Below are 11,800 nucleotides of genomic sequence, written 5' to 3'. Positions count from 1 at the left end.
TCTGCAGGTAGGGGTTTTGTTTTTTAGCCCCTTGGCCAGCTGTGCTTGTCAACCCGCGAAAAAAACACCCGCATGGGGTGGTTTTCATGGTCGGCCGTTGCAGCTTCAGTCAATCGCCGTAATACTCGCAGCCACTGGTGCAGGTCTCGTGAATACGCACCTTGCTCAGTTCTGGCAGCAGCGGCTTGACCTGATCCCAGATCCACTTGGCAATCACCTCGCTGGTCGGGTTTTCCAGGCCAGGAATATCATTGAGGTAGTTGTGATCGAGCTGCTCGTAAAGCGGCTTGAAGATTGCCTTGATCTCGGAGAAGTCGCGGATCCAGCCGGTGTGTGGATCCAGCGGGCCGGTCAGGTGCAAGGCCACCTTGAACGAGTGACCGTGCAGGCGCCCGCATTTATGCCCGGGAGCAACATTCGGCAAGCGGTGCGCCGATTCGAAGGTGAACTCTTTGAAAATTTCCACGGTGTCTATAACTCTGAAAACCAATGCTGGCTCGCAGTTTACCAGCATGGCTAGCGCAGTGGTTGCAGATGGTCGTGCAGCGTGCCGCTTTCCACCAGTTCCAGAAACGCGTCGCCCAACCGCCGGCTCTCGCTCATGGCGCTGCGCCAATAGCGTTGCCGGCTGCCGGCATCCCCCATAAAGCGCTTGAAGTCGCTACGATCGGGCAGCTTGCCGTAAGGCAGGCGCGCCAGGTACTGCGGCGACGGCGCTACCAGCAACACGTTCCTGAGATACTCCAGGTTGCTGCGTCGCCACGGCAGCGCCTTGTCGAACCAGCCTGGCACCACCTTGTCGGTGAAGTGTGGGTACAGCACGATGTCCTCGCCGCTGTAGGGCAGGTCCAGGTGGTAATCCAGCAAGCCGCCATCGCGGTAAGTCCCCGTACCCACGCCAGGGATGTCGCGCACGCCCTCCATCACCATCGGAATGGAGCCGGAAGCGAGCAGGGCATGTCTCAGGTTGTTTGGTGCCAACGGCAGGCAACGGGAGGGGAAGTCCGTGAGTGGGTGCAGCGGTGGCGCGCTACGAGCGTCATGCAGAATCACCCGCTCGAAGTGTTTGGCCAGACGCGCGCGGCTGACGAGGTTGTCGGCAATCACCGACGACAAACCCATGCCCAGGCGCACTCGATGATCATGCTGGAGCAGCCCGTGGCTTTTGACCAGCATGATATTGAGCCGATAGTGTGGGCTTTCGAGGATGCGCGCATCCTGCCCCTCCAACAGCTCATCAAGCATGCGCTGACAGCTCTGGCTGACCTGGGCCTGTGTAACGCCCTTGGCAAAGTCCTGTTCGGTGTAGAGGTGCCCCAGGCGCACCAGGGCCTCTGCCGGGTCAGGCAGGCAGGCGCTGGCGAAGCGCCAGGAGCCGATTGATGCACCGATCAGCGAACGTTCACGAGGGGCGTCGCGCAGCCACTGGCCGAACAGCGCCAGATCGATGCCTTGTATACCCAGCGCCTTGGGGCCCCCTGCAGCGCCGGGCAGTACACCCACATCGGCGGCGTGCAAACCACGTTCGCGTACATGGGCGAGTGCCCGCGTGCCGGCCTTCAGCGTGAGCGCCGGATACTTGATATGGACTGCACTCATAAGGGCCTCGTTGTCATGGATCAACGATTATAGAGAACCCTGCGCAGATGCGATGCCGGCCTGCGCTATCATGTCGCCAGTTGTTTTCAGCTTCAGTTAAGTTCGGTTCGATAATCTGAACCCGTAAGCAAGATTGATCCTAAACGGAGAGACATGATGAAAACATTGACTGCCCTGTTCACCGCCGCCGCCCTTGCACTGAGCGCCAACGTTGCACTGGCCAAAGATGTTCAACCCGACGAGATCGTGAAGCTGGTTCAGAGCAAGACCATCAAGTCCCTGGAGGAGCTCAAGGCGACTGCGCTTGCCAAGCACCCGGGTGCCACGGTCAAGGACAGCGAGCTTGAAGACGAATACGGTCGCTATATCTATAAGGTCGAGCTGCGTGATGCCCAGAACGTGGAGTGGGATGTCGACCTGGACGCCAAGACTGGTGAAGTCCTCAAGGATGCGCAGGACACCTGATGATCGAGCGCAAGCGAGCAGCGCATTGCCTGTTCCTCGTATCGCTGGCGGTCTGTTCGCTGGCGCTGGCTCGCGACCTTGACCAGGATGAAGCCTTGGAGTTGCGGCAAAAAGGCATCATCCTGCCGCTGGAGCAACTGCTGGAGTCTGCCCTGGGGCGTTACCCCGGGGCGCGGTTGCTGGAGGCCGAGCTTGAGGAAAAGCACAAGCGCTACGAATACGAAGTCGAGCTGGTCACGCCGGAGGGCGTCGTGCGTGAAATCAAGTTCGACGCCAGGACCGGTGTGCTGATCAAAGATGAGGAAGATGACTGATGCGCTTGTTACTGGTCGAGGACAACGTCCCGCTGGCCGATGAACTTACCCAGAGCCTGCAGCGCCAAGGCTATGCCATCGACTGGCTGGCTGACGGCCGCGATGCCGTGTATCAAGGCAGCAGCGAGCCCTACGACCTGATCATCCTGGACCTTGGCCTGCCGGGCTTGCCGGGGCTCGAAGTGCTGGCCCAGTGGCGTGCGGGCGGGCTGGCGACGCCTGTGCTGATTCTGACCGCGCGTGGCTCCTGGGCGAGCGCATCGAAGGCCTCAAGGCCGGTGCCGATGACTACTTGAGCAAGCCCTTCCACCCTGAAGAACTGCAGTTGCGCATCCAGTCGCTGTTGCGGCGCGCCCGTGGTCTGGCCAACCAGCCGACCTTGCAGGCCGCCGGCCTGCATCTGGATGAGGGGCGCCAGTGCGTGAGCCGCGACGGCCAGGACGTACAACTGACTGCCGCCGAGTTTCGTCTGCTTCGCTACTTCATGCTGCATCCGCAGCAGATCCTGTCTAAAAGTCACCTGGCCGAGCATCTCTACAACGGTGAAACCGAGCGCGATTCGAACGTGCTTGAAGTGCACGTCAATCACCTGCGTCGCAAGCTGGGCCGCAGCGTCATCGAAACCCACCGTGGCCAAGGCTATCGCTTTGGCGCAGTGGTCGAATGAGGTCTATCCAGGCGCGTTTGAGCCTGGGGCTGGTAGGGGTACTGGTCGTGGTTGGCCTGGCCTTGGCGCAGATCAGCCTGTGGCTGTTCGAGGTGGGGCTTCAGCGTTACCTGGAAACCGGGCTGCGCAAGGAAAGCGAAAACCTGCTGGTTGCCCTGGTACGTGGCCACAGCGGCCTGGAACTGGATGAACGGCGTATTTCCTCGGCGTACCAGCGGCCATTTTCCGGTTATTACTTCCGTGTCGATTTCGACGGTGGCAGTTGGCGTTCCCGTTCGCTCTGGGACATGGACATGCCGCGCCCACAGGCGCCGGGGCTGCATGCCGGGCTTGAGCTGGGGCCGGCAGGCCAGCAACTGCTGGTGCTGCGTGCCGACTACCGGCGCCTGGGCCAGGCAATCTCCATCAGCGTCGCGCAGGACTATACCCCCGTACGTGATGGGTTCCGGCGCATGCAGCAGATAGGGCTGGGCCTGGGCTTGGTGGCATTGCTGCTGGTGCTGATCCTGCAACGCATCACGGTCACCCGCTCTCTGCGCCCGCTGGAACGTACCCGCGAACAGATTGCACAGTTGCAGCAGGGCAAGCGCTCTCAACTCGACAGCCAGGTACCCACCGAGCTTGAACCCCTTGTCGCACAGATCAACCACCTGCTCGCGCATACCGAAGACAGCCTGCGGCGCTCACGCAACGCCCTGGGCAATCTGGGGCATGCCTTGAAGACCCCGTTGGCCGTGCTGATCAGCCTGGCGTCTAGCGAGCGCCTGAAGGACCTGCCGCAGGTGCGTGAGCAACTGCGCGAGCAGCTCGAGCAGATCAAGCAGCGTTTGAGTCGCGAACTCAATCGCGCCCGGCTGGCGGGGGACGCCTTGCCAGGTGCGCATTTCGATTGCGCCGTCGAGCTGCCGGGGCTGCTCTCGACACTGGCCATGATCCACGGGCAGCACTTGAACATTCACCATCAGATACCTGTGCGGCTGTCACTGCCCTGGGACCGCGAAGACCTGCTCGAGCTGCTTGGCAACCTGCTGGACAATGCCTGCAAATGGGCCGACAGCGAAGTGTGCCTGAGCATCGAACAATTGCCGCACGCCTACCGACTGCATGTGGACGACGATGGCCCGGGTATTCCGCACGCGTCCAGGGCAGGCGTGCTGGAGCGCGGCGCCCGGCTTGACGAACAGGTCGACGGCCATGGCCTGGGGCTGGGTATCGTGCGCGACATCATCGAGGCATGGGGAGGTCAACTGGCGTTGCTGGAGAGTCCCTTGGGCGGGTTGCGGGTGAGTATCGAGCTGCCCCGCAAGGCAGCCCGATAAGGTCCTCAGACCCTGAACTGGTCCATCAGCCCTTGCTGCTGATTGGCCAGGCTGTTCAGCGACTGGCTGACCCGTGCCGACTCATTGGCTTGCCCCGACAGTGATTCGGTCACATCGCGAATGGTCGCTACATTGCTGTTGATCTCTTCGGCGACCGCGCTCTGTTGCTCGGCGGCGCTGGCGATCTGCAGGTTCATATCGCTGATCACGGTGACCGCATCGCCAATCTGGCGCAGCGCAGTCACAGCCTGGCCGACCTGCTCGACGCTGCCCTGGGCCTGACGATGGCTGCTGTGCATGGCGCCCACCACTTCGCGGGTGCCCGCCTGCAACTGCTCGATCACCTGGCGGGTTTCTTCCACCGACTCCTGGGTTCGGCGGGCGAGGTTGCGCACCTCATCGGCCACCACCGCAAAGCCGCGACCCGCTTCACCTGCGCGAGCCGCTTCGATGGCGGCGTTCAGGGCCAGCAGGTTGGTCTGCTCGGCGATCGAACGGATCACTTCCAGTACCGAGCCGATCTGCTCGCTGTTGTCGGCCAGCCCTTCGACCTGAACCATGGCCGTGCTCATGTCGGCGGCCAGGGTATCGATGCTGCTGGTGGTGCGGTCGATCACCGCCAGGCCCTGGCGGGTCGCCTGGTCGGCATCGCGAGCGGCCTGGGCGGCTTGCGCTGCGCTGCGCGCAACGTCCTGGGCAGTCGCACTCATCTCATGCGAGGCGGTCGCGACCTGATCGACCTGACGGTACTGCTGCTCCATGCCGGCACTGGTTTGCGCAGCAATGGCCGATGACTGGTCGGCGGTATCGCGCGCAGCTTGTACCGAGCGCTTGACCTCGGCAATGGTCGGCTGCAGCTTGTCCAAAAACCGGTTGAACCAGCCGGCCAGCTCGCCCAGTTCGTCGCGCTTGTCATAGTTCAGGCGCCGGGTCAGGTCACCTTCGCCACTGGCAATATCCTTGAGCATGCTCGCCACGCCGAGGATCGGGCGGGTCACACTGCGCGCCATCACCCAGATCAGCAGCAGGCCGATCACCGCGGCCAGCAGGCCGAGGCCCAACTCGATCAGCGTACCGCTGTTGTTGCGTTGGTCGAGTTCGTTCTTGAGCGCTTCGGCCGGGCCAATCAGCGCACTTTCCGGTACATCCAGCAGTACGCCCCATGGTTTACCGCCGGGGATCGGCGCGAACGAAGCGAGCACTTTCATGCGCCCTTCGTGGTGCAGGCTGTGCAGCGGCGTGCTGTCGCTCAGCAAGCGGATCAGCTCGGCGCCGTTGGCACTGTCGACCTGCTCGAAGCGCTGCGCCAGCTTGCCGGCGTCCGGGCTGTAACCGGCCAGCAAACCGACCGGGCTGAGGATGCGACGCGTGTCTGGCCGTTGTACAGGTTACGGCTCGCCTGCTGGCTCAGGGCCTGCAGGCTGTTCAGGTTGATGTCGACCGACAGGGTGGCGATCACCTTGTCGGCGGCCATCAACGGGAACACGATGCTGGTCATCAGCACCTTGTGGCCATTGATCTCATAGAAGTAGGGTTCGATCACGCAGGTCTTGCGCGTGGTGCGCGGGCACACCGACCAGGTGTTGGCCGGCTCGCCGCTTGGGCCGACGCTGGTGTCGTTCATGTCCTTTTCGGGCAGGGCCATGGAGGTCAATTGGCCTGGGGTGGGCTGCGACCAGTACAAGGCGAAGCGTCCGCTCTCGTTGCTGCCCAGTTCGGTCTGGTTGGCGAACAGCGTATCCTTGCTGTCGAGCGCATTGGGTTCGAACACCAGTGACAGGCCCAGCAGGTCCGGGTTGGCCTGCAAGGCAGCACGCACCTGGCGCGTCATGTCCTCGCGCAGGTCGAACGCATCCAGGAAGCGTTTTTCCGCCTGTTCACGCAGGAACAGCACCTGGCGCGAGAATCCGGCGCCGTATTGGTAGGCATCCATGAACTGACGACGGATGCTCAAGGCCTGGACTTCGCCCTGGGACTCGATGCGCGACTGTGCGGCCTCGGTCAGCATCTGCATGCTGCTGGCTTTGACCAGCGCCGAGTTGTGCTCCATACGGTACAGCGAGAGGCCCACCAGCAGAGTGACGATGCTGGCCAGGCAGAGCCCGGCCAGCAAGGTGATTTTCCATTGAATGGAAAGCTGTCTGAACGACATTGGCGAAGTCCTTTGATGCAAAAAAAGTGAGGCTATCGGCTGTAACGGCGGCAATCAGGTTTTCTTTATTCAAACGTTCAATTGAAATGCGTCGTTTTCAGATACCTATGCGACCCGCTTCGGTCCGGCTTGCCCTGCACTTTGACAAGCGCCGGGTGCTGCTGCAGAGTGTGCGCCCTCCATAAAAATACCTACCGTTCGGCCACTGCCAAGGCAGTCTGTCGCCGACGCGCAAGCTTTTTGTCTGGTTTCTAGAGGTCACAGAAATGAATGCAGTAATTGCCGCGGTCGGCATCATGCTGATACTGAGCCTGTCCCGCGTGCACGTGGTGATTGCCCTGATCATCGGCGCCCTGGCCGGTGGGCTGGTGGGCGGTCTGGGTATCGAAGGCACGCTCAAGGCGTTCAATGGCGGGCTGGGTGGCGGTGCCACGGTGGCTTTGTCCTACGCATTGCTTGGGGCGTTCGCCGTGGCCATCGCCAAGTCGGGCCTGGCCCACGCCCTGGCCGATCGAGCGCTGGCAATGTTCCATGGCCAGCGCAACGCCGACAGCGGCAAGGTCAAGTGGTTGCTGATCAGCCTGCTGCTGGTGGTGGCGATCTCGTCGCAGAACATCCTGCCGATCCATATTGCCTTCATCCCGCTGCTGGTGCCGCCGCTGCTGTATGTGCTGACCCGCCTGCAGATCGACCGGCGCCTGGTGGCCTGCGTCATGACCTTCGGCCTGATCACCCCCTACATGTTCCTGCCGGTAGGCTTCGGCAACATCTTTCTCAACCAGATCCTGCTGGCCAACGTCAGCCGCAGCGGGGTGGACATCAGCGGAGTGAATGTCACCCAGGCCATGGCAATCCCGGCGGCGGGCATGCTGTTCGGGCTGTTGCTGGCGGTATTCGTCAGCTACCGCAAGAAGCGCGTGTACGACTTGGCGAAAATCGAACAGGTCGAACAGGTTGCCATCCGCTACAACCCGTTGACCCTGATGGTGGCGGGTTGCGCGATTGGCGCAGCGTTCATCATCCAGTTGTGGTTGGACTCGATGATCATCGGCGCCATGGCCGGCTTCCTGATTTTCTCGCTGTCGGGCATCGTGCGCTGGAAAGAGACCGATGACCTGTTCACCGAAGGCATGAAGATGATGGCCATGATCGGCTTCATCATGATTGCCGCCTCAGGCTTTGCCGAAGTGATGAAGGCCACTGGCGAAGTGAAGACCCTCGTCGAAGCGTCGGCGCTCTGGATCAACCACAGCAAAGGTATCGGTGCGTTGCTGATGTTGCTGGTAGGGTTGCTCGTCACCATGGGCATCGGCTCGTCGTTTTCCACGGTACCGATCCTGGCGGCGATCTTCGTACCGCTGTGCGTGCAGTTGGGCTTCGACCCGCTGGCCACGGTATGCATCGTGGGGACTGCGGGTGCGCTGGGGGATGCGGGCTCGCCCGCCTCGGATTCCACGCTGGGGCCGACGTCGGGCCTGAACGTCGACGGCCAGCACCATCACATCTGGGATACGGTGGTACCGACATTCCTGCATTACAACCTGCCGTTGCTGGCCTTTGGCTGGGTTGCGGCGATGGTGCTGTAAGGGGGGAGGGCTGAGCGCAAGGCTCAGCCTTTTCTCGGGGGCGGGGAAATACGGTTGAGCACCGTGTCGCCGTCCTTGTTGCGGGTCAGGTACACCGGCAGCACCTTGGGCAGGTTGCTCACCAGGCGCTTGACCTCGGTGGTGTTGTAGATGCCGCTGATGCGGATATGCCCCGTGCTGGCGTCGGCCAGCAGCAACGGTTTTTCCAGGTAGCGATTGATCAGTGGCAGCGCCTGTGCAAGGGGCAGGTTGTCGAGGATCAGCTTGCCGCTGCGCCAGGTCAGGCTGGTGTCATGGGCGTAGGTCTGGCTGAGGCGCGGCTCGTAATCGCCATTGGTGTAGCTGGCCTGCATGCCAGGGCCGAGGCGATAGCCGCTGTCCGGGTCGCTGCTGTCGGTACTGACCAGCACGGAGCCTTCGACCAGCGTGACCTTCACCTGTTGCTGATACTTCCAGACGTTGAACTGGGTGCCGGTGACCTTGGTCTGGCCGTGCCCGGCACGTACCACGAAGGGGTGCACCACGTCGTGGTGGACCTTGAAGAACGCTTCGCCGCTGACCAGGGTCACCCGGCGTTCGTCCTTGTAGTTGGCATACCGCAAGGTGGTGTTGAGGTTCAGCTCGACTTCGCTGCCGTCGGGCAGCACGACGCGTGTGATCGCATCGGTGCTTTCGAGGCGTTGATAGCTGTTGGGCACCCAGCCTTGTTCCCAGCCGATCCACGCACCCAGCGGCAGGGCCAACAGCGCGATGGCAGCGGCCGAGGCGTAGTGGCGATAGCTGCGCGGGCGCGGTTTGACCGGCAGTGTCAGCAATTGGGCGGGCTGATGGCGCGGCAGGTGATCGGCGGTTTGCCAGATCTCCTGCATGGCCTGGAACTCTTGCTCATGCAGTGGGTGAGCGGCACGCCACTGTGCACACGCCGCTCGCTCCTGTGCGCTGCAATCCTCAGCATGCAGCCGCATGCACCACTGCGCGGCGGCATCGGTGATGGCATCGAGTTCGGCTGCGCTGAGACTGGTTGGATTCATTGACACTCCCGGTTTTGGCCATTCTACCCTTGCCAGGTGGCCGGCGAGAACCGAGAACATAGTGAATGACTATCAGTTGTACGAAATATTTGTAGGGAAAACCGCGCAAATGCGCGGTTTTATGTGGAAAGGCACCCGTTTGAGTGTATTGGCGAATCAGAACTGCTCGGCGGCCAGTGTATAAAGCGACGCGCTGCCGGCGCGAATGCTGGCCTGCAACGACAGCACACGGGGCAGCAGGCGGTCGAAGTAGAACTGCGCAGTGGCCAGCTTTGCGTGATAGAACGCTGGCTCCTGCGCCTGCCTGGCCTGCGCGTCGCGGCCATGCGCGACCACATGTAGGCGTAGGCCACGTAGCCGAACAGGTGCAGGTACTCCACCGAGGCCGCACCTATCGCATTGGCATCGCCTGCGGCCTGTTGCTGCAGCCACTGGCTGGTACCTTCAAGCTGGGCCAGGGCGTCCAGCAACGGCTGGCCGAAGGGCGGTCGGGTTTGGCAGAAGCTGCGGACCTCGTGGGCGAAGATGCGCAACGATTGCGCGCCGTCGGCCACCACCTTGCGCCCCAGCAGGTCCAGCGCCTGAATGCCGTTGGTGCCCTCATAGATCTGCGCGATACGCACGTCGCGCACCAGTTGTTCCTGGCCCCATTCGCGTATGTAGCCATGGCCGCCGAACACTTGCTGGCCGAGTACACAGCTTTCCAGCCCGGTGTCGGTGAAAAACGCCTTGGCCACTGGTGTCAGCAGGGCCACCAGGCGCTGCGCCGTCTCGCGTTCGTCAGGCTGCTCGGCATACTTGGCGATATCCAACTGCTGGCCCACATAGGTAGCGAAGGCCCGGCCGCCTTCGGTCAGCGCGCGCATGCTCAACAACATGCGCCGTACGTCGGCGTGCACGATGATCGGGTCGGCCACCCTGTCATTGGCCTGGGGGCCGGTAGCTGCACGGCTTTGTACACGGTCACGGGCATAGCGTGCGGCGTTCTGGTAGGACGCCTCTGCGCAGCCAATGCCCTGCAGCCCGATCGACAGCCGCTCGTAGTTCATCATGGTGAACATCGCCGCCAGCCCGCGATTGGGCTCGCCCACCAAGTGGCCGATGGCGCCATCGAAGTTCATCACGCAGGTGCCGATGCCTTGATCCCCATCTTGTGCTCGATCGAGCCACAGCTGACAGCGTTGCTGGCGCCCAGGCTGCCATCATCATTGACCAGGCGTTTGGGCACCAGGAACAGCGAGATGCCCTTGGGGCCGGCTGGCGCGTCGGGGAGCTTGGCCAGCACCAGGTGGACGATGTTCTCGGTCAGGTCCTGCTCGCCGCCGGTAATGAAAATCTTGGTGCCGCTGAGGCGATAGCTGCCGTCGGCCTGGGGCTCGGCCTTGCTGCGAATGATGCCCAGGTCGGTGCCCGCATGTGGTTCGGTCAGGCACATGGTGCCGGCCCACTGGCCGCTGTACAGCGCTGGCAGGTAGAGCGCCTTGAGCGTTTGGCTGGCATGCGCGTCAATCGCCAGGCAGCAGCCGGCGCTCAGTGCCGAGTACAGGCTGAAGCTGCAGTTGGCGGCGTACAGCATCTCTTCGAACTGCACCGCGAGCATCTTGGGCATGCCCAGCCCGCCGTACGCGGGGTTGCCCGCCAGACCGACCCAGCCGCCGTCGCGGTACGTGTTCCAGGCCTGGATGAAACCTTGCGGCGTGCTCACCTGGCCGTGGGCGAACGCCACGCCTTGCTCGTCACCACTGCGGTTGAGCGGTGCGATCAACTGGCCAGTGATCTTCGCCGCTTCTTCCAGGATGGCATCGGCGGTCTCGGCATCGACACTGGCCGCCAAGGCTGGCAGGCGTGCCCACAGGGCAGGTCCCTGGAACACTTCGTGAAGGACAAAGCGCATATCGCGCAGCGGGGCGTTGAACTCAGGCATGACGGTTCTCGCATCAAAAGAAAAGGGATCAGAGCGCCTTGGCCCAGTCGCGCAGCAGGTACTTCTGGATCTTGCCGGTCGAGGTCTTGGGCAGTTCGCTGAACACCACGGTCCTGGGCAGCTTGAACCCGGCCAGGTGTTCGCGGCAAAACGCGATGATCTCGGCCTCGCGGGTGTGCTCCATGCCTGTCTTGAGGGTGATGTAGGCACAGGGTGTCTCGCCCCATTTCTCATCCGGTCGCGCAACCACTGCGGCTTCCAGCACTGCCGGGTGGCGGTAGAGGGTGTCTTCGACCTCAATGGTCGAGATGTTCTCTCCACCGGAAATGATGATGTCCTTGAGTCGATCCTTGATCTCTACATAGCCGTCGGCATGCCACACCGCCAGGTCGCCGGTGTGGAACCAGCCACCGCGAAACGCCTCGGCGGTGGCCTCGGGGTTTTTCAGGTAACCCTTCATCACCGTGTTGCCGCGCATGAAGATTTCGCCCAGGGTGTTGCCATCGCGCGCCACCGGTTCGAGGGTCTGCGGGTCGGCCACCATCAGCCCTTCCAGGGTCGGGTAGCGCACGCCCTGGCGGGACTTGATCCGCGCCCGCTCATGCAGGGGCTGGGCGTCCCACGCCGCGTGCCAGGCGCACACCGTCACCGGGCCATACACCTCGGTCAGGCCGTACACGTGGGTAACCTGGATGCCCATTTCCTCGACTGCGCCGATGACCTTGGCCGGCGGCGCGCGCCAG

Annotated in this window: 8 protein-coding genes and 3 pseudogenes; 5 read left to right on the top strand and 6 right to left on the bottom strand. The window is 62.6% G+C overall.

What is annotated here, in order from left to right; translation table 11 throughout:
* Positions 1-109: 109 nt before the first annotated feature.
* Positions 110-466, bottom strand: a complete 357-nt coding sequence (queD, locus tag G3436_RS10025; RefSeq protein WP_163944225.1) for a 6-carboxytetrahydropterin synthase QueD — start codon at positions 464-466, stop codon at positions 110-112.
* A 50-nt stretch (positions 467-516) separates the two neighbouring features.
* Positions 517-1,599, bottom strand: coding sequence for a patatin-like phospholipase family protein (locus tag G3436_RS10020; RefSeq protein WP_163944222.1), 1,083 nt, complete (start codon positions 1,597-1,599; stop codon positions 517-519).
* A gap of 156 nt (positions 1,600-1,755) precedes the next feature.
* Between G3436_RS10020 and G3436_RS10015 the strand changes: the two genes are divergently transcribed.
* The 4 genes and pseudogenes from G3436_RS10015 to G3436_RS10000 all read left to right on the top strand — a co-directional run bounded on the left by G3436_RS10015 (position 1,756) and on the right by G3436_RS10000 (position 4,364).
* Entirely contained in the window at positions 1,756-2,064 is a 309-nt protein-coding gene (locus G3436_RS10015; RefSeq protein ID WP_163944219.1) for a PepSY domain-containing protein, read from the top strand.
* On the top strand, positions 2,064-2,378 hold the full coding sequence (locus G3436_RS10010; protein WP_163944215.1) for a PepSY domain-containing protein: 315 nt from the start codon (positions 2,064-2,066) through the stop codon (positions 2,376-2,378). Before G3436_RS10015 ends, G3436_RS10010 begins: the two co-directional genes overlap by 1 nt.
* Positions 2,378-3,045, top strand: a pseudogene (locus G3436_RS10005) (response regulator transcription factor). The gene G3436_RS10010 and the pseudogene G3436_RS10005 overlap by 1 nt, the downstream one beginning before the upstream one ends.
* On the top strand, positions 3,042-4,364 hold the full coding sequence (locus G3436_RS10000) for a sensor histidine kinase (RefSeq protein ID WP_163944212.1): 1,323 nt from the start codon (positions 3,042-3,044) through the stop codon (positions 4,362-4,364). The pseudogene G3436_RS10005 and the gene G3436_RS10000 overlap by 4 nt, the downstream one beginning before the upstream one ends.
* A 5-nt stretch (positions 4,365-4,369) precedes the next feature.
* Here the strand turns inward: G3436_RS10000 and G3436_RS09995 are convergent.
* A pseudogene (locus G3436_RS09995) lies at positions 4,370-6,516 on the bottom strand (methyl-accepting chemotaxis protein).
* 266 nt (positions 6,517-6,782) lie between these two features.
* On the opposite strand from G3436_RS09995, the gene G3436_RS09990 reads away from it, so the two are divergent.
* Positions 6,783-8,102 carry a Na+/H+ antiporter family protein gene (locus G3436_RS09990; RefSeq protein ID WP_163944209.1) on the top strand — a complete coding sequence of 440 codons (1,320 nt, stop codon included), beginning with the start codon at positions 6,783-6,785 and terminating at the stop codon, positions 8,100-8,102.
* 23 nt (positions 8,103-8,125) lie between these two features.
* Here the strand turns inward: G3436_RS09990 and G3436_RS09985 are convergent, their stop codons facing one another.
* From G3436_RS09985 to G3436_RS09975, 3 genes and pseudogenes are all read right to left on the bottom strand, one after another.
* A complete protein-coding gene (locus tag G3436_RS09985; RefSeq protein WP_163944206.1) occupies positions 8,126-9,133 on the bottom strand; it encodes a FecR family protein in 1,008 nt (335 codons plus the stop codon).
* Positions 9,134-9,289: 156 nt separating this feature from the next.
* Positions 9,290-11,057 (bottom strand): annotated as a pseudogene (locus G3436_RS09980) (acyl-CoA dehydrogenase C-terminal domain-containing protein).
* A gap of 28 nt (positions 11,058-11,085) precedes the next feature.
* On the bottom strand, positions 11,086-11,800 hold a 715-nt coding region (locus G3436_RS09975; protein WP_163944203.1), incomplete at its 5' end, for an AMP-binding enzyme.

The organism is Pseudomonas brassicae, from assembly GCF_010671725.1.
GTDB classification, from domain to species: Bacteria; Pseudomonadota; Gammaproteobacteria; order Pseudomonadales; family Pseudomonadaceae; genus Aquipseudomonas; species Aquipseudomonas brassicae.
This window is presented reverse-complemented; position numbering and strand designations above follow the sequence as displayed.

Excerpts from the sequence above, each read along its gene's own strand:
- G3436_RS10020 (WP_163944222.1), bottom strand. The coding sequence starts at position 1,599 with ATGAGTGCAGTCCATATCAAGTATCCGGCGCTCACGCTGAAGGCCGGC.
- G3436_RS10010 (WP_163944215.1), top strand. The coding sequence starts at position 2,064 with ATGATCGAGCGCAAGCGAGCAGCGCATTGCCTGTTCCTCGTATCGCTG.
- G3436_RS09985 (WP_163944206.1), bottom strand. The coding sequence starts at position 9,133 with ATGAATCCAACCAGTCTCAGCGCAGCCGAACTCGATGCCATCACCGAT.
- G3436_RS09990 (WP_163944209.1), top strand. The coding sequence starts at position 6,783 with ATGAATGCAGTAATTGCCGCGGTCGGCATCATGCTGATACTGAGCCTG.
- G3436_RS10015 (WP_163944219.1), top strand. The coding sequence starts at position 1,756 with ATGAAAACATTGACTGCCCTGTTCACCGCCGCCGCCCTTGCACTGAGC.
- G3436_RS10000 (WP_163944212.1), top strand. The coding sequence starts at position 3,042 with ATGAGGTCTATCCAGGCGCGTTTGAGCCTGGGGCTGGTAGGGGTACTG.